Raw genomic sequence first — 19031 nt, 5'->3', positions numbered from 1 at the left:
AAATAGATTTAATCACATAGAATCAAACATTTCTTTCAATTCAAATATTTTTTGTTTAAATTCGTTTATTATCAACAACAAACAACACGCTATTAATTAAATACTTACACATAACCTATATGAAAAATATTTTAAAGCAAGCCTCAGTAATAATGTTATTTCTTACCGTTATTAGTTGTCAGAAAAAATCAGTATCTGATGAGTTAAACGGAAGTTGGGAACTCCGTCATATCGAAGGTATTCAAGTAGCTCGAGTCGATCCTAACTTTAAACCAGGAAACGGTACTTTACTTAAATTTGAAGGGCAAAAATATGAGCGCTATTATGAAGGTGAAAAAGAAGAAGACGGCATCTTTGCCATTACCCCAGAAGATACAGTAATAAACAATAGTAAAGCCAATTACAGTTTTACATTTAATGACAATAAAGAAAAAATATATGTATTATTGGAAGGAAATAAACTAGTAATTTTTAATGGAATTATAGCTGCCGATGGAACAGAATCGACTTATGAAAAACTGTAATTTAGACTATGAGATGATAACCTTATAGAAACAAAACGAATCCTCATCATCTGTATTCTTTTTTAAACAAAAAGCAAAACGCCTGCAAAGAAAATCCTTGCAGGCGTTTTTTATATAATTTATAGTTTTAATCTGTTTTTTGCCACAGATTAAAAAGATTTAAAACTTTGCGTACTTTGCGAAAACCTTTGTGCCCTTTGCGGTTATTTCCCTCCCCCTTCAACAAAGATTATGGAGTTCCTCAAGAAGATTCTTCGACTTCTCTCAAAATGACAATATTGCACAAAACTTTGCCCCTTTGAACCTCTAAAAAACCTTAGAACCTCAGCATCTCAGTATCTCAGAACCTTAAAAAAAAAACCTTTGAACCTCTAAAAAACCTTAGAACCTCAGCATCTCAGCATCTCAGAACCTCTAAAAAAACCTTAGAATCTCAGCATCTCAGAACCTTTGTCTCTTTGAACCTTTGTACCTTCCCTTAAACCTTGAAGCTCTTAACCACATTTAGATGATCCACAATCATTACAAGTAAGGCAACCTTCTTGATATATAAGATTTTCAGAGTTACAATTACTACATTTTTGACCATGAGCTTCTGTACCATCTACGATATAACGTTTAAGGGCACGCGCAACACCATTTTTCCAGGTATTTATAGATTCACCGTCAAGCTGAAGACTGCTAACTAACTCAACAGCTTTATCTATAGGCATACCATGTCGTAAAGTACTCGATATTAGTTTAGCATAATTCCAGTATTCAGGATTAAATTTATGCGAAAGCCCTTCGATGGTTGTTTTATAACCTCTGGTGTTTTTATATTGAAAATCATAACGAGTAGTTCCGTCCTCTTTTTTATTTTTGATAATAAGACCTTCCGAAACCCAACGCGGAATTAAAATTCCATCTTCATCATCTACAAGACCTGTAAAAATTTCATAAGGTCTGCCATCAATTAATCCGATAAAAGCAATCCACTTATCTTTACTATTCTGAAAACGAACCACATCGGCTTCTAATACCTGAGGGCGTTTTGTCGAAAAAATACTTGGTACAGTCGGAGCAGCTTCTTCTTTCTTTTCAGTATTAGCAATAAGCACTCCCGAACGTGAACCATCACGATATACAGTAACACCTTTGCATCCTGCCTCCCAAGCTTCCATATACAATTTATCTACCATTTCTTCAGGCGTTTCGTTAGGCACATTTATGGTAACAGATATAGAATGGTCTACCCATTTCTGAATCTTTCCTTGCATACGAACCTTACTTAACCAGTCGATATCATTACTTGTCGCTTTATAATAAGGAGATTTTTTTACTAATTCATCTATTTCTTCCTGACTGTAATTTTTAGTAATATCATATCCATTAATAAGCATCCATTCCTTAAACCTATGATGAAACACTACATATTCTTCCCAGCTATCTCCTACCTCATCAACAAAATCTACACGAGCATCTTTATCATTTGGATTTACCTTTCTTCTGCGTTTGTAAACTGGCAAGAAAACAGGCTCAATTCCCGATGATGTTTGTGTCATTAAACTTGTTGTTCCTGTAGGTGCTATAGTAAGCAAAGCAATATTACGACGACCATGTTCTTTCATTTCATAATATAACTCTTCATCGGCTTCTTTTAATCGAAGTAAGAACGGATTGTTCTTTTCTCTTTCAGAATCATAGATAGTAAACATACCACGTTCTTTGGCTAAATTTACAGATCCACGATACGCCTCGATAGCAAGTGTTTTATGTATCTTTTCAGAGAATACAACTCCTTCATCGCTTCCGTAACGTAATCCAAGCGCAGCAAGCATATCACCTTCAGCAGTAATTCCAATTCCGGTACGACGACCTTCTTTGGCTTTATTTCGGATATTAAGCCATAAATTTCTCTCTACTAATTTTACCTCATCACTTTCTGGATCAGCATCAATTTTCCCTAATATAGCATCAATTTTTTCTAATTCAAGATCAATAATATCATCCATTATTCTTTGAGCTGCAGCTACATGTTTTTTGAAAAGTTCAAAATCAAAAGAAGCGTCTTTAGTAAAAGGATTATTTACATAAGACAATAAATTGATAGCCAACAAACGGCAAGAATCATAAGCGCAAAGCGGAATTTCTCCGCATGGGTTTGTAGAAAGTGTTTTGTACCCTAAATCGGCATAACAATCAGGCAAAGATTCCTTAATGATAGTGTCCCAAAACAAAATTCCTGGTTCTGCAGATTTCCATGCATTATGAATAATTTTATTCCAAAGTTCTTTGGCTCTAATTTCTTTAGAATACAAAGGATTATCGCTAAATATTGGATATTTCTGAACATATATTCCATCCGCCTTAACAGCTTTCATAAACTCATCATCTATACGCACAGAAACATTTGCCCCAGTAACTTTTCCCTGTTCCATTTTGGCATCAATAAAATCGGCTGCATCAGGATGATTAATAGATACCGAAAGCATCAATGCACCACGACGACCATCTTGTGCAACTTCGCGAGTCGAATTAGAATAACGCTCCATAAATGGCACTAATCCTGTAGATGTCAATGCCGAATTTCTTACTGGCGAACCTTTTGGACGAACATGAGACAAATCGTGACCAACTCCTCCTCTACGTTTCATAAGCTGAACTTGCTCCTGATCCGTTTTCATGATTCCGCCATACGAGTCTGAATTATCATTACCAATTACAAAACAATTTGATAATGACGCAACCTGAAATGGGTTTCCAATTCCTGTCATCGGACTACCTTGAGGAACTAAATATTTAAAATCTTTTATCAAATCAAAAACTTCAACTTCAGATAGCGGATTAACATACTTTTTTTCAATACGAGCAATTTCACTTGCAATACGTTGATGCATATCATTAGGAGATAACTCAAAAATATTGCCTTCAGAATCTTTAAGTGCGTACTTACTTACCCAAACAGTTGCAGCAAGACTATCCCCTTTAAAATATTCTAAAGATGCTTGTACAACCTCTTCTTGAGTGTACATAATCGCATTGTTTTTTGTAGCTAATAATTTGTCCATGATATTGATAATTTTTAGTATTAAATTCTGATGTAAATTTAAAAATAATTAAACTACTAAAAAAATCAAAATAAAAAAGCTTACAAATAAACCAATACAAAAATCTAAAAATCAATACATTAAAAATTTACTAACACCAAAAAGTTAACAAATTTTTATTTTTAATGTAATACCGAATTAATTTTTAATAACAATAAAACTTCTTTAATAAAACAATTTTCATGCTGTTAAAAACCATCAATAATTCATAAAAATTTTGACTTTTTTTACAGAATACTTTCCTTATTAAGAGTTTTAACAAATAATAAATTTTGACGTTTAAAACGTAACGTTGTGCTTCTCCCATAATGCATTTCAGCGTTACGTTAATTTTGGTTCACGCAGATTTTGCAGATTTTGCAGATTTTTTTTGTTTTGGTTTTAGGATTCGGCTTGTGGAATATATTACGGGAGACGCACTGCGGTGCGCCTCTACAAAAAAAAACCATTGAACCTTAGTACCTCAGCACCTTTGAACCTTTGAATAAAAAAAAGAGTAAATACTCTCAATGTTTTAAACACCCTGCTATGCGTCCCTACAAAAACCTTTGAACCTCTGAACCTTTGAACCTCTGAACCTTTGAACCTCTGCCACTTTGAACCTTTGAACCTTTGAACCTTTGAACCTTTGAACCTTTGAACCTTTGAATAAAAAAAGAGTAAATACCCTCAATATTCTAGACACACTGCTATGCGTCCCTACAAAAACCTTAGTACCTCAGCACCTTTGTCCCTCTGCCACTTTGAACCTCTGAACCTCTGAACCTCTGAACCTTTAAACCTCTGAACTAAACCCTCAACATTTAAGACGCACTGCTGTGTATCTCACATAATGCATTTCAGCGTGAAGTTAATTTTGGTTCACGCAGATTTTGCAGATTTTGCAGATTTTTTTTGTTTTGGTTTTACGATTCGGCTTGTGGAATATATTACGGGAAACGCACTGCGGTGCGCCTCTACAAAAACCTTAGAACCTCAGCACCTTTGAACCTTTACTCCTTTGCTCCTTTGAACCTCTGCCACTTAGAACCTTTGAACCTCTAAAGAAAAAAACATAATATAAAGAAAAAATAAATACATATTACATTGACTTTAAACAATATACACATATAACTTAAAATATTTTAACCGAACTTTACTGTAATAAACAACTACATTACAATTAATAAAAATACCCGCTGGGTGTAAATTAATTTAAAAACTGAGCAACAGAGCTTGGTATAAGCAAACAAAACTATTTCTTTCGGCTAATAAGCTATATCTGTTTTAAATAAAGAAAGCGTCTTTTTTTTGAAAGTTAAAAATCATTTCCCCTTTACCTGTTAGATAAAACTTTCATGACGGTAGCGAAGCAAACAGACGGAGTAATTACAGCCTACGAGTTAATAAAATATATTTTATTATGGCAAAAAAAATAAATCAAATAGCATCCGTAATCGTAATATTATTTACTATCCACTCCTGTGCTAACGATACAAGCATTAGCAACGAACCAAAACCTATCCCCATAGTTGTTGTAGAATACAATTACACCCCTATAGAGCTAGAAACAATGGACTTAATAAACAAATACAGAGTTAGCAAAGGCCTAAATACGCTAGGAACAATAAACTATCTTTCACTTAAAGCTGAAGAACATACTAATTATATGATGGCCAATAATGCTGTAAGTCATGATAACTTCGCAGTTCGATTAAAAGACATTGTCAGAACTTTAGGTGTTATTAAAGTCAGTGAGAACATTGCTTATAATTATAATACTCCGCAAGAAGCCTTAGATGCTTGGCTAAATAGTCCCGAACATAAAAAAAACATTATGGCCGATTATACTAACTTTGGTATTTCGGTGAGACAACATCCTATTAATGGAAGAAAATATTACACAAACATCTTTGTAAAATATTAATCTATTAGCTTATACTCTCTGCATTAACTCATCTACTCCAGAATAGAATTTTCAAATCTTATTCCTGTCAACTCTGCTCTCAAAGTTCCTGCTGCATAAGCAATACTTATTAATTCCTGCGAAGATTTCTCTTTCATAGAAAAAACAAAATTACGATTACTTCAAGCATAAACTAAGCCTTTATCTCTCAGAATCTTTACATTACAAAACTTAAAAAAAACCTTATTCTATTGATTTTAAACCCTATACAGATATACATTAAAATAAATTGACCAGACCTTTGCCGTATCAAATAAATCTAGCTGAATCAGTAAATTATTTTTTATTATGGCAAAAAACATAAGTCTAATTATATCATTAATCACAATAGTATTTACGCTACATTCATGCTCTAATGATAGTAGCAATAGCAATGAAACAACAAAGCCTATTCCTGAAATTGTAGTAGACTATAATTATACTCCAACAGAATTAGAAGTAATGGATTTAATAAACGAATATAGAACTAGTATCGGTTTAAATACTTTAGAAAAAATAAACTACGTTTCTGTTAAATCCGAAGAACATAATAATTACATGATTACTAATAATATTGTAAGCCATGATGATTTTGTAGCTCGTTCAGAAGACATCATTAAAGCTCTTGGTGTTATAAAAGTAAGCGAGAATATTGCCTATAATTACAACACCCCAAAAGCTGCTCTCGATGCTTGGTTAGCTAGTCCTGAACACAAAAAAAACATTACAGGAGATTATAGCAATTTTGGTATTTCGGTTACCGAAAACCCTATTAATGGCAGAAAATACTACACCAATATCTTTGTAAAATATTAATAATACAAATCAAAAAGTGAATCCATTTTTTGATTCTAAAATAAATGCAACATCTTTTAAATATTAATACCATAAATACCACATCTTAGATTATTTTAATGTCCAAAAGCAGAAAAACACTCTCAAAAGGAGTGTTTTTTTTTGTTTATTATTCAATAAAAAAAATAAATATAAGATTACTTTAGCATTAACTCTTCTATTTTAGAATAGGAAATCTCAGGATTTGCTCCTGCCGAACCCGCTACTAAAGCTCCAACTGCACAAGCAAGATTTATTGATTCCTGCGGAGATTTACCCGTAAGTAATGAAGTAATTAATGTTGCAAGAAAGGAATCTCCTGCTCCTACTGTATCTACAACTTTTATAGAGTAACCGCTATTATGATACAATTTTCCTTCCCATAATAATGATGCTCCCTCTTTACCCTTGGTTACACACATGGCTTTAGCATTTGTTTTTTTAGCAATAAATGCTATGTTTTCCTCTAAACCAACATAAGGAGACCCCATAGCCGAGGCAATTTCCAGCAACTCTTCGTCATTAAACTTTATAAAACTAGCCGATTGCATTAACTTCTCGATTATATCATACGAGTAATGTGGTTTCCTTAAATTTACATCAAAAACCTTGTAAAGATCATTTTGAAGCAATTCTTCTAATGCTAAACGAGAAACAGAATCCCTACAAACCAGACTTCCGTAAATAAGTACATCGGCTTGAGTAACCAACTTTTTTGCCGTTTCATTTAAAACAATTTTATCCCATGCCGATGGATAATTAATTTCATAACTAGCCGATCCATTTTCATTTAAAGAAACCTGAACTAAACCAGTCGGAAATTCTTCCGATGTGATAATAGCATCGGTTTCAAGACCAAGACTTTTAACTTGATTTATTATCGCTATTCCGTCTGTATCATTACCTACACAACTTATCATCGCAACATTACAACCCAATGCCTTCATACGTAAAGCAACATTAAGCGGAGCACCTCCTATTTTCTTTTCGTTTCCAAAAACATCCCAAAGTACTTCTCCGTAAGAAACAGCATTAAGTTTTTTCTCTTTATTCATTCTAAAATCAATTTAAGTATTGCTATCAAAACCTACATCAGTAAAGTAAAAATAATCTTTTATTTCATGTAACCAAATGAGCAAAAGCTATATCTATAAACAAAAAGACAAGCCTATTTGACTTGTCTTTTATAAATATATTCATTTTTAAACTCTTTGTAATTGCATCACGTATTTTTTTCTTTGTATAAATATAAAGGTAAAAAGTATTCCCAAAAATGACATTCCTACTCCTATTAAATTAGGCGAAGCATAACTGTAACCAGCTATTAGAGGCAATCCTCCTAAAAAGGCTCCTAATGCATTTCCTATATTAAAACTTGCCTGAATTGCTGCCGAAGCAATCATTTCTGCACCCGTTGCTGTCTGAATCATTAACATCTGGATTGGTGCTACAATCGAAAACGAAACACAACCTGTTAAGAAGGTCAAAAATAAAGATGCATACTGATTGTATGAAAAGAAATAAACCAAAAGCAAATCGATAGCCATTACAAAAAGCAACATGATAACAGTAGTTGATGCCGAAAATTTATCAGCTAATTTACCTCCTATAAAATTCCCTATCACCATTCCTAATCCTGCTAAAATCAAGATATAAGGAACATTCTCTGGCGAGAAACCAGATACATTTGTTAGCAAAGGTGCGATATAACTAATCCAGGAAAACAATCCCCCAAAACCTATTGCTGTAATTGCAATTATTAACCAAGCTTCAGTCTTCTTAAAAAACTGCAATTGAGTTTTCATACTTTCGCTTTTATTAGATTCCAGATTTGGCATCCATAAATAAATAAAAAGAAATGTAAGTAATCCGATTACTGCAATAAGTACAAATGTATAACGCCATAAAAAATGATGCCCAATATAAGTTCCGATAGGAACACCTATTAAATTTGCCAATGTTAATCCCGAAAACATAATAGAAACAGCTTGTGCTTCTTTTCCTTTATCAGCAAGTCGGCTCGCTACAACAGCTCCCACCCCAAAAAAAGCTCCGTGAGGTAAGCCCGATAATAATCTCGATGCAAATAATATTTCGTAAGTAGGCGCAATAATCGAAAGAGCATTAAATATAGCCAACATCATTGCCAGAATTAAAAGCATTTTCTTTGGCGGATAATTTCTTCCTATAATAACTAATAGTGGTGCACCAATTACAACACCCAATGCATAAGCAGAAATTAAATATCCTGCTACAGGAATAGAAACATTCATATTCTGAGCAATATCAGGCAATAAACCCATCATCACAAACTCCGTGATTCCAATAGTTAAACCGCCCAATGAGAGCGCAATAAGACTTTTTTTCATTTGATTTTTTATAGAAAAGGAATAGATTTTCTATGGAGCAAATTTACATCCGGCAATGTTAAAATAAGTTGTATATTTACGACATTAACTTGTACATATCGAGCATGCCAAAATTAAATCAATTTGAAACACTTGTTATAGATGAATTTGAAGAAGAAAAATTTCACCTTCCTTTTCATGGTCACACCTATTATGAAATTATTTATATCGTAAAAGGCAATGGAATTCATCATCTTAATCAAAACTTACTTCCGTACAAAACGGGTGACCTATTTGTAATTTCGCCCGAAGATGAACATTGTTTTGATATCAAGAAATGCACTCGGTTTGTATATATAAAATTCACAGATAATTATTTCAATTCTAATAAAAGTCTTTTCTGTGATGATTTATTACTCAATACTCCAGAGTGTTTTATGCGGGATAAACTCCTAAAAGAAACCGTTCTAAAATTAGATGAGCCTTGCAAAACAATCCTAAAAAACACTATAGAAAACATTACAGCTTACAACAGCCGAATAGATGTAACTACTTCTCCAATTGTATTTTATCAAATACTTTCAATCTTTGGACTAATCAAAGAAACCATGCGTGGTATGAATCCTAAAGCACAAGGAAATCATTTTGATAGCGAGCAAATCACATCTTATATCCATCAGAATATTTATTACCCCAAACTGGTTCAGATAAAAGCAATTTCTGCTCATTTTAATATAGCCGAAACCTATTTTAGCGCCTATTTTAAAAGAACATTCGCCATTAGTTATCGTGATTATATCAATAACCTAAGAACGATATTAATCGAAAAAAGAATTACCAACAACCAAATGCCTATCAAGCAAATTGCCTACGAATTTGGCTTTACAGACGAAAGTCATTTATCAAATTACTTCAAGAAAAGAAAAAACATGAATCCTAGCGATTTCAAGAAATTGTAAATTCTAAGACGTGTGTATATTTATTGATTGCCTATAGAGGGAACACGGATAAAACAGATTCGCTAAAGCGAAAACGCGATCCCGAAGCGTCGGGACGGATTTCTTTCTATTGTTTTTTATTTACGTAAAAGTCACAAACTAAGCATCCTTTTGAACCTTTGCCTCTTAGTACCTTAGAGCCTTAAAAAAGAAGTCATAAATCACAACGATTATTTTAAACACAAACTAAGCAACCTCAGAGCCTGTACCTCTGTACCTTTCCTAAAAAAACCTTTGAACCTTTGCCTCTTAGTACCTCAGAGCCTTAAAAAAAAGTCATAAATCACAACGATTATTTCAAACAAAAACTAAGCAACCTTAGCACCTCAGAGCCTTAGTACCTCTGTACCTTTCCTAAACTAAAAATGTCTTATTCAGCTATTTTTATAGCTTATTGCGGCAATAAACCCAACCTTTCTGAGCTTACTTTGTAAAAATCCAGGTGTTTATTATATCGTGAAAACAAGTGTATTTCAGTATAATAACCTCTTACAGTTTAATAAATACCATTTACGGCTTTGATATATACTAAAATTAGATTTTCAGTTCTTTTATTATTTATATTTTCCTTTTCTTATTCTCAAGAAGGAATTCCTATATACTCCGATTATTTATCAGACAACTATTACCTGATACATCCATCAATGGCAGGAGCTTCTGATTGTACTAAATTAAGAGTAACATCACGCAGCCAATGGTCTGGACAAGACGATGCGCCTTCGCTTCAAACATTAAGTCTTAGCAGCCGAATTGGAGATAGAACTGGTGCAGGTATTATACTCTTTAATGATAAAAATGGATATCACTCTCAAAAAGGAATAAAACTTACTTATGCTTATCATATTCTTTTTTCAAGAGATGAAATGGACTTAAATCAACTTTCATTTGGTATGAATGCTGGAGTTATTCAAAGTCAGTTAGACGAAACTTCATTCATTGGGTTTGACCCAATTGTTAACGGAGGTGTCTTAAAAGATTCTTACTTTAATGTTGATTTTGGAGCGTCTTATAATTATCTAAATTTTTATACCCATGCTACAGTTCAAGGTGCTCTCGAAACAAGACGTCAGTTATATACAGAATATGAAAGTAAAAATATCCGAAAATATCTTTTGAGTGCAGGATATACTTTTGGGAGCAAAAAAAGAATATGGATAGAACCTTCATTCCTTTTTCAGCTAGTTGATAAAACCAAAGAAAAAATAATCGACATTAACTTAAAAGCTTATAAAAAAATTGGAGAAGGTAATATATGGGCAGCCTTGTCATACCGAAGAAATTTTAATGGTACCGAATACTATGATGGTATTGATGTTTCTAAACAAAACTTACAATACGTAACTCCTATTTTGGGCGCGAAGTACAAAAATTTCATGTTTGCTTACACGTATTCTAAAGTTATAGGCGATATACAATTTGATAGCGGAGCATATCATCAAGTTACATTAGGAATAAATTTATTCTGCAAAAAAGAACGATATGAATGTGAATGCCCTGCGATAAATTTATAATTCTGATTTAAACAAAAACAACCGATTATAACAAATAAAAAAGCGAATATCCATTTTTAGGCTATTCGCTTTTTAAGTAACTTGCCATTGATATTTTTTTTGCTAATATATTGAATCCTAAAAAACATAAAAAATCTTTTCAAACTTAATTTTGTGATTTTTCAAGAAAACCTAAACCGTTATATATTTCGGTAACATTCACTTAAATTCCATACAAACCTACCCTCTTCTTTATACAGTTTTTTAACTTAAAAAGTTTATCGAAAGCCGAAATGCTTAAATTTGATAAACTATTTTAAATAAAACCGTAATGAACATAAGCGAACTTAATTCCTTAATAATAATTTTGATTTTCGGGTCGCTCATTCTGCTTTCATTTCTTAAGATAACTAATCCTCTGAACGTAAATAAAAAAGCTAATTTTTGTTTCGGAATATTCCTGTTTTTATGGGCAACATTCTGGATTGATGAAATTTCTTTATTCTTAGGCAATCACAAAGTAAGTGAACCTTTAAATTCGTTTATCCACTTTATTCAGTTTACTACTCCTCTAGTATTTTATTTTAGTATTGTGTTTTTTACAAATCCCAATTACAAATTCAGTAAATCCGATTTTAAATACCTCGTTATCCCAATAGTATTCTTTTTTGTATTGCTTCTAAGATCAAAAGAAAACTCAACTTTTCTTAAATTACTTTCGATTACACTTATGCTAACACAATCAGTTTTCTATGCCTTAGCTTCATATTTAAAGATTAGAAAACACAAAAAAAATACACTTCTTTTTTCTTCTAATGCAAATGAAATTGACTTAAATTGGTTAGAATATATTATTTTGTTAATCCTATCAATGAGCTTGATTATTACGGTTTATAATGTGTTTTTTTATTCCTCGACACTAAACGTATTTATAAATAGTGCTTCGTTAATTATAATCTTCTTTATTGCGTATTACTCTCTTAAACAAAAAGAGATTTTTCCGTTGGATGAAAAACAACGCTCAGAGATAATCCTAATAAATGAGCAAGAAGAACTAATCGAAATAAAACGAAAAGTGATTTCTGATGACGAATTGATTGTTATAAAAACAGAGCTAAATCGTATAATGCTTGAGCAAAAACCTTACCTGGATAGTGAACTAAATCTTATAAAATTATCCGAACTCGTAAATCGTACGCCACACCAAGTATCCTATGCTATTAATTCTGGTTTTAACGAAAACTTCTTTCAGTTCATTAATAAATATCGTGTCCAAAAAGCCAAAGAACTATTAGCAAAAGAAGAAATGAACAACCTTTCTATTTTAGGTATTGCATACGAATCTGGCTTCAACTCGAAAACTTCATTTAATAATACGTTCAAAAAAATCACCAATCAAACTCCATCCGAGTACAAAAAGAATAGTCCAAGTTTATAAGTCCGAACTTTTACCTAAAACCGACAACTCATTTCCAAACACTTATATAAAAACAAAACTGGTTCTCATTTATAAACACGAACATTTACGGTTATAATCAAATCTACATTTGCTCCAATAAATTAGAGATTATGTCAGCCGAAAAAAAATTAGAAGAATCATTTGTAGTCATCACAGGTGCAAGTCAGGGATTAGGAAAAGAATTTGCTTTGGAATTTGCCAAAAGAAAAATGAACCTCATATTGGTAAGTTTACCCAATCAGGGACTTTTGGATTTATCCAATGAAATTACTACCAAATACAATGTAAAAACATCTTACTCCGAAACCGATTTAGCTGTTTCTGATAATGTTATAGCCCTTTCTAATTGGATAAACGAAAACTTTAATGTTCATATTTTAATTAATAATGCCGGAACTGGTGGGACAAAAAAGTTTGTCGATGCCAAGGTCGATTATATCAATACCATTATGCAGGTAAATGTTGTGGCAACATCCATCCTTACGCATCAATTATTGCCTAATTTAATGAAACAAAAACAATCTTACATACTAAATGTTTCGAGTATGGCAGCTTTTTCTCCCATTGGTTACAAAACTGTTTATCCTGCATCCAAAACCTTTATCCATTCTTTTTCCAGAGGTTTATATCAGGAATTAAAAGATACAAACGTATTTGTAAGTGTTGTAAATCCTGGCGCAATGAAAACCAACGACGAGATTAAAGCCAGAATAGAAAAACAAGGTTTTTTAGGAAAACTAACTTTATTAGATCCCGAAAAAGTTGCACAATATTGCATCAAACAATTATTTAAAAAAGATAGTGTAATCATGGTAAATCCTATAAGTTGGGCAATACTAAAAATTTTACCAATAGGAATACGATTGCCTTTAATGACACGAGCTATTAAAAGAGAAATTGTATCATGAAAAAAGTATTTGTAACAGGTGTTAGTGGTTTACTAGGTACTAATCTGGTCGAAACATTATTAGACAATGATTTTTTTGTAAAAGGATTAATACGTGATAAAGCCAAATTTGAAGGTCAGAAACATTCAAATCTGGAATTATATCAAGGTAATTTATTCGATGATTTAACCTCAGCATTAAACGACGTAGATTTTGTGATACATATTGCCGCCGAAACAAATCAAAACTTAATTTATTATCGTGATTATCAAAAAATAAATTACGATGCTACTATCCAATTATTCAATGCGGCTATTTACTGCAAGGTCAAAAAATTTATTTTTGTTAGCACAGCAAATACATTAGGGTTTGGTTCTCTGACAGATTTAGGAAATGAAACGAAGAAGATAAAATTACCTTTTACAACTTCATTTTATGCCAAAAGTAAATTAGAAACCGAAGAGTATTTATTGCAAAAAAGTAATAAAATTGAAGTTTTGATAGTAAATCCAACTTTTATGCTTGGTGCTTATGACACTAAACCAAGTTCAGGGAGAATTATCTTAATGGGCTGGAAAAAGAAGATTCTGTTTTATCCGCCAGGAGGAAAAAACTTTGTTCATGTAAAAGATGTTGCTTCAGGAATTATCAAGAGTTTAGAAAAAGGGAAGAATAAAGAAAAATATATTTTGGCTAATAAAAACCTTAGTTACTTCGAGTTTTTCAAGAAGCTCAATATAATTGCAAATCAAAACCCTATTATGATAAAAATCCCAAAACAAGTTTTAATAGGATTAGGCTATTTGGGAGATGGTATTAGATTATTAAAAATTAAAACCAGCATTAGTTCTACCAACATGAAAGCACTTTGTATTGATAATTTTTATTCTAATGAAAAATCCATCCATGAATTAGGAATAAATTACAGACATACTGAAGTCGCTATCAATGATGCTTTAAAATATTTTGAAAGCAAAACTAAATTTAATAAAACCGTTCATCATAAGTAGTAAATAAATCTGTTTATGAAAGACGCACTACGGTGCGTCTCTACAGAAAATCTTTGAACCTCTGCATCTTTGAACCTTTGAACCTTTAAAAAAACATTTATTCCTTAATTTTGCTTCAAAACGAAACCACCATGCAAAAGCATTATTCAGTAGCTATATATCCTCCAGAGGCAACTATCGCTTTGATTAAATCAATGAAAGAACAATTGGCTGATGAAATAAAATGGTTTAACAGCAAAAATTCAGTTGCGCATATCACCATTTGCGAATTTAAAGCTACGGATAAAGAACTTGAAATAGTTAAAGCTAAATTAAGTCGTTTATGCGATTCTTTTGAGCCTTTTGAGGTACAACTCGATAAATTTGATTCTTACCCTAATGGAGCGTTTGTAATAACTCCAAACGAAGTTTCCAGAAACAAATTGAAACCAATTATGAAACGGGTTCACCAATCACTTGTTATTCCGAATATGAAAAAAAGTGATAATCCGCATCTATCTATTGCAAGAAGATTAACTCCTGAAAATATCGAAATTGCAAACCGACTATTTACTACAATTAATACCAACTTTATATGCGATAATATTGTACTAAGACAATTTAACGAAGTTGTAAAACAATTTTCAGTAATCGATACTTTTCAATTCAACAGTAATACACAACCAGAATTAATACAAGGAACACTTTTTTAGTATAAATGCAACCAACAACTTTAAACTATCAACAATCAACTTTAAACCAACAACAATAAACAAATAACCAAATTTCGTATATTTGAATTTCACAAATTATTTGGTATGAAAACAACATCTATAGACGAGTTTTATAAAAATCTCACTGAAGGTTCAGATATTGAACCAAGTTCGTTATTACCGAATAATATAAAAAAAGAAATCGGTCACTTTAATGTTTTCAATACAAAAGAACTTTGGGAAAAACTCCGAGAAAAACCCTTTATGCCTTATGACCGAAGAGCATACTACAAAATAAGCTTAATAAGAGGTAAAAACAGAGCCGAATACGCCGACAAAGTAATTGATATTGAGAAAAATGCTATTCTATTTGCTACTCCAAAAATTCCTTATCATTATGTTCCGCAAGACATCTATCAATCAGGGCATTTTTGCGTTTTTACATCCGAATTTATAACAGGAAATAAAAACGGAATAGAACTCGATGAACTTCCTATTTTTAAATCTGATGGATATCCAATTTTTCTATTAACGGATGAAGAATCTGCAGAAATTGAATTCATATTCCAGAAGATACACAAAGAAATCAATTCTGACTACCTTTACAAATACGATTTAATTCGTAATTATGTATCAGAGTTAATCCATTTTGGGCAAAAGTTACAGCCCATAACAGCTTTATATTCCAAACATAATTCCGCAGCCAGAGTTTCTTCATTATTTATAGAATTACTTGAGAGACAATTCCCTATAGAATCTCCACACCAAAGATTGGAATTAAAAACTGCTAAAGATTTTGCAGCACGATTATCTATTCATGTAAATCATCTTAATAAAGTACTTAAAGAAAATACAGGTAAAACTACTACCGAATTAATAAGTAGCCGACTAACACAGGAAGCCAAAATTCTATTAAAAGAAACGGATTGGAATGTATCTGAAATTGCATATTCACTTGGTTTTGAAGAACTAGCGCACTTTTCTAATTTTTTCAAAAAACAAACTACACTTACACCATTATCATTTCGTACATAATTCGTCTGATTTGAATTTCGCAAACATCAGATTGATATTTGCAACTCTCCAGTTTTACTTCGTTCCTACCTTTGTCTTATCAATTTAAAAATAAATAGAGCAATGGAATTACTGAACAATAAAATACTAATTACTGGTGGCGCAAGCGGTATTGGCTTGGGACTTACCGAAAGATTTATTAAAGAAAATAATACTGTGATTGTTTGCGGAAGACGCGAATCTGTCTTAAAAGAACTTACCGATAAATTCCCGACAGTAATTACTAGAATATGTGATTTATCGATTGAATCTGAACGAATAGATCTTTATAAATGGATATCCGAAAATCACAGCGATTTAAATGTTCTTGTAAATAATGCAGGGATTCAGCAATGGATGAATGTTTCTGACGAAGATTTTTTGAACGCGCAAAAACTGAAATAGCAACCAATATCGAAGCTCCACTACATTTAATTTCGCTTTTCATTAATTTAAAATCGCTTAAAACTGTTATGAATGTTACCTCGGGACTTTCTTTTTCTCCTTATGCCAAAGTACCTGTTTATTCAGCTACAAAAGCCTTTTTTCGTTCATTTACTTTGTCTCTTCGTCATTTGCTAAAAGCAAAAAATATTGAGGTAATCGAGATAATTCCGCCAGCATTAAATACTGACCTTGGAGGTGTCGGTTTGCATAATGCTGCACCAAGTGTAGAAAGTTTTATCGAATCTATCTTTGAACAATTAAAAGAAGGAAAAGACCAACTTACATTTGGATCTAGCGAAACAAGAGCTAATGCAAGTGCAGCCGATTTAAAAACTGCTTTTAACCAAATGAATGCCAATTAATAACAATAAAAGAATCAAAATGACAACAAACACAAAAATAGCCTTGGTAACTGGTGGTAGCAGAGGATTAGGAAGAAATATGGCAATAAGCATTGCTAAAAAAGGAATTAATGTAATACTAACTTATAATAGTAACGAAGATGAAGCTAAAGCTGTTGTAGCCGAAATTGAAAAACTAGGACAAAAAGCAGTTGCATTACAACTTAATACTGGCGGAAATATAAAGAGTTTTGATACTTTTTACAACCAAATTACAACTGTATTAAAAGAGACTTTTAATACAGAACGCTTTGATTTTTTAATCAATAATGCCGGTATCGGAATAAATGCTCCCTTCGCTGAAACTACCGAAGAACAATTTGACCAGTTAATGAATATCAATTATAAAGGTGTTTATTTCCTGACCCAAAAAGCATTGCCTTTTTTACAAGATGGCGGCCGAATAATTAATATCTCAACAGGATTAGCGCGCTTTACAGGACCTGGTTATTCTGCTTATGCTTCGATGAAAGGTGCGATAGAAACATTTACAAAATACCTTGCAAAGGAACTTGGTAACCGAAAAATCACAGCCAATGTTGTAGCTCCCGGAGCAATAGAAACCGATTTTGGTGGTGGAGCCGTTAGAGACATCCAGCAATATAATGATTACGTAAAATCTGTAACCGCATTAGGTCGTGCCGGATTACCAGATGACATTGGTGGTGTTGTAGCTTTTTTATGTACCGAAGATGCCCGATGGATTAATGCGCAACGTATTGAGGTTTCGGGAGGAATGAATTTGTAAAACCATTCACCATTAAGAAATTAAGTTTCATTAAGGATAAACACTTCCCTTTTCTTAATCTCTTAATGGTGAAAAAATATTTAGACAATTAGCTACCTTTATAAAATTATTTTAAAAGTCTTGTCTGTCCATAACAGTAATACAGTGAGAATGCACATTATAAGAGAATTATAAAAATGATTGTATTCCTGATGAGCCATATGAGCTGTAAATGCCCCAACTGCAAAAGGAAACAACAATAGAATCCCAATTGTTTTTATAGGCGGATTAAATAACCCAATAACGATTAGCAAGACACCGATAAGTTCTCCGATGCCAATATAAATTGTCCAAATCTTGTTAAAGCCTAAAGATTCCATGCTTTTCATCATAGATTCTTTTTGAAAAACTTTGAAAAGTGAGGCATACCCAAATACATAGAGATAATACAAATAACTCGCCCAATAAATGATTGTTTTAATAGTTTCCATTTTTTACAAATTTTAATTTTTACCCTGTAAATGTATTTACTAACTTGCATTTATTAAAGTACATACAAAATTGTAGGGTACTGATAAAAAAGTAAGTACACGTTATGAGAAAAGAAAACTCTACCAATAGTATTAATGAAAATTACTTAAACGAAAATTGTGGTATCGCCTACACGCTATCGATAATTGGAGGGAGATGGAAGATAAATATATTAAGCTATCTTATAAATGAGAATAAACTCCGATACAGTGAATTAAAATTCAGACTTACAGGAATTTCAGAGCGTATGCTTATTTCTAAACTTAAAGAATTAGAAAATGATGGTTTAATAAATCGGATTGTTCACGCACAAGTCCCTCCTAAAGTAGAATATGAATTAACGGAACTTGGTAAATCTTTTAAAGAAATTTTAGATTTAATGTCCAACTGGGGAGAGAAAAATAACAAGGTACTAAGGCGCTAAGTTGCAAAAGTTATTCCGCTTGAACACAAAACATTCATCATCTTATCATTCTGAGCGGAGCCGAAGAAAATCCATAAGTGAGTCTATAACCTATTTAGAGTCACTTATGGAGATTGCTTTTTCAACTCACTATAAATTCTTATCTTCTTACGTCAGGATAATATTTCAAGTACTATTTTGTTTGTTTTATGTT

18 protein-coding genes are annotated in these 19031 nt (G+C 32.2%); 14 read left to right on the top strand and 4 right to left on the bottom strand.

Annotated elements, in window-relative coordinates:
- Positions 1 to 119 precede the first annotated feature (119 nt).
- Positions 120 to 524, top strand: coding sequence for a hypothetical protein (locus tag AC3IPI_RS14990; RefSeq protein ID WP_489153714.1), 405 nt, complete (start codon positions 120 to 122; stop codon positions 522 to 524).
- Positions 525 to 1018: 494 nt separating this feature from the next.
- On the opposite strand, the gene AC3IPI_RS14985 is transcribed toward AC3IPI_RS14990, so the two are convergent.
- Positions 1019 to 3574, bottom strand: a complete 2556-nt coding sequence (locus AC3IPI_RS14985) for an adenosylcobalamin-dependent ribonucleoside-diphosphate reductase (RefSeq protein ID WP_489153712.1) — start codon at positions 3572 to 3574, stop codon at positions 1019 to 1021.
- 1441 nt (positions 3575 to 5015) lie between these two features.
- On the opposite strand from AC3IPI_RS14985, the gene AC3IPI_RS14980 reads away from it, so the two are divergent.
- Positions 5016 to 5519: a CAP domain-containing protein gene (locus AC3IPI_RS14980; RefSeq protein ID WP_489153710.1), complete on the top strand. Its 504-nt coding sequence runs from the start codon at positions 5016 to 5018 to the stop codon at positions 5517 to 5519.
- A 327-nt stretch (positions 5520 to 5846) separates the two neighbouring features.
- Positions 5847 to 6353, top strand: a complete 507-nt coding sequence (locus tag AC3IPI_RS14975; protein ID WP_489153708.1) for a CAP domain-containing protein — start codon at positions 5847 to 5849, stop codon at positions 6351 to 6353.
- A 176-nt stretch (positions 6354 to 6529) separates the two neighbouring features.
- Here the strand turns inward: AC3IPI_RS14975 and AC3IPI_RS14970 are convergent, their stop codons facing one another.
- Both AC3IPI_RS14970 and AC3IPI_RS14965 read right to left on the bottom strand, forming a co-directional pair.
- Positions 6530 to 7426, bottom strand: coding sequence for a carbohydrate kinase family protein (locus AC3IPI_RS14970; RefSeq protein WP_039116253.1), 897 nt, complete (start codon positions 7424 to 7426; stop codon positions 6530 to 6532).
- Between the two features lie 147 nt (positions 7427 to 7573).
- Positions 7574 to 8740: an MFS transporter gene (locus AC3IPI_RS14965; RefSeq protein ID WP_489153706.1), complete on the bottom strand. Its 1167-nt coding sequence runs from the start codon at positions 8738 to 8740 to the stop codon at positions 7574 to 7576.
- Between the two features lie 104 nt (positions 8741 to 8844).
- Here AC3IPI_RS14965 and AC3IPI_RS14960 point away from each other — a divergent pair, with 104 nt between their 5' ends.
- From AC3IPI_RS14960 to AC3IPI_RS14915, 10 genes are all read left to right on the top strand, one after another.
- Positions 8845 to 9678, top strand: coding sequence for an AraC family transcriptional regulator (locus tag AC3IPI_RS14960; protein WP_086895893.1), 834 nt, complete (start codon positions 8845 to 8847; stop codon positions 9676 to 9678).
- 560 nt (positions 9679 to 10238) lie between these two features.
- Complete coding sequence (locus tag AC3IPI_RS14955; RefSeq protein ID WP_409417941.1) at positions 10239 to 11228, top strand: PorP/SprF family type IX secretion system membrane protein; 990 nt, start codon at positions 10239 to 10241, stop codon at positions 11226 to 11228.
- A 310-nt stretch (positions 11229 to 11538) separates the two neighbouring features.
- On the top strand, positions 11539 to 12645 hold the full coding sequence (locus AC3IPI_RS14950; RefSeq protein WP_489153703.1) for a helix-turn-helix domain-containing protein: 1107 nt from the start codon (positions 11539 to 11541) through the stop codon (positions 12643 to 12645).
- A 131-nt stretch (positions 12646 to 12776) separates the two neighbouring features.
- The gene (locus AC3IPI_RS14945; protein ID WP_489153700.1) at positions 12777 to 13574 is read left to right on the top strand and encodes an SDR family NAD(P)-dependent oxidoreductase; all 798 of its coding nucleotides are present in this window, start codon (positions 12777 to 12779) and stop codon (positions 13572 to 13574) included.
- Positions 13571 to 14563 (top strand): NAD-dependent epimerase/dehydratase family protein, encoded by a 993-nt coding sequence (locus AC3IPI_RS14940; protein ID WP_489153698.1) that lies wholly within the window; start codon positions 13571 to 13573, stop codon positions 14561 to 14563. Before AC3IPI_RS14945 ends, AC3IPI_RS14940 begins: the two co-directional genes overlap by 4 nt.
- A gap of 131 nt (positions 14564 to 14694) precedes the next feature.
- Complete coding sequence (locus tag AC3IPI_RS14935; RefSeq protein WP_489153696.1) at positions 14695 to 15255, top strand: 2'-5' RNA ligase family protein; 561 nt, start codon at positions 14695 to 14697, stop codon at positions 15253 to 15255.
- Positions 15256 to 15360: 105 nt separating this feature from the next.
- Positions 15361 to 16290, top strand: coding sequence for a helix-turn-helix domain-containing protein (locus AC3IPI_RS14930; protein WP_489153694.1), 930 nt, complete (start codon positions 15361 to 15363; stop codon positions 16288 to 16290).
- 102 nt (positions 16291 to 16392) lie between these two features.
- Positions 16393 to 16713, top strand: coding sequence for an SDR family NAD(P)-dependent oxidoreductase (locus AC3IPI_RS14925; protein ID WP_489153692.1), 321 nt, complete (start codon positions 16393 to 16395; stop codon positions 16711 to 16713).
- Entirely contained in the window at positions 16710 to 17117 is a 408-nt protein-coding gene (locus tag AC3IPI_RS14920; RefSeq protein ID WP_489159238.1) for an SDR family NAD(P)-dependent oxidoreductase, read from the top strand. Before AC3IPI_RS14925 ends, AC3IPI_RS14920 begins: the two co-directional genes overlap by 4 nt.
- A 19-nt stretch (positions 17118 to 17136) precedes the next feature.
- Positions 17137 to 17904 carry an SDR family oxidoreductase gene (locus tag AC3IPI_RS14915; protein WP_039116281.1) on the top strand — a complete coding sequence of 256 codons (768 nt, stop codon included), beginning with the start codon at positions 17137 to 17139 and terminating at the stop codon, positions 17902 to 17904.
- A 98-nt stretch (positions 17905 to 18002) separates the two neighbouring features.
- Here the strand turns inward: AC3IPI_RS14915 and AC3IPI_RS14910 are convergent, their stop codons facing one another.
- Positions 18003 to 18374 carry a DoxX family protein gene (locus tag AC3IPI_RS14910; RefSeq protein WP_489153689.1) on the bottom strand — a complete coding sequence of 124 codons (372 nt, stop codon included), beginning with the start codon at positions 18372 to 18374 and terminating at the stop codon, positions 18003 to 18005.
- Positions 18375 to 18478: 104 nt separating this feature from the next.
- Here AC3IPI_RS14910 and AC3IPI_RS14905 point away from each other — a divergent pair, with 104 nt between their 5' ends.
- Complete coding sequence (locus AC3IPI_RS14905; protein ID WP_489153687.1) at positions 18479 to 18838, top strand: winged helix-turn-helix transcriptional regulator; 360 nt, start codon at positions 18479 to 18481, stop codon at positions 18836 to 18838.
- Positions 18839 to 19031: the final 193 nt, after the last annotated feature.

This window comes from Flavobacterium sp. GL_143 (assembly GCF_057834355.1).
The sequence above is the reverse complement of the archived record's forward strand: the minus strand, read 5'-3'. Positions and strand labels throughout refer to the sequence as shown.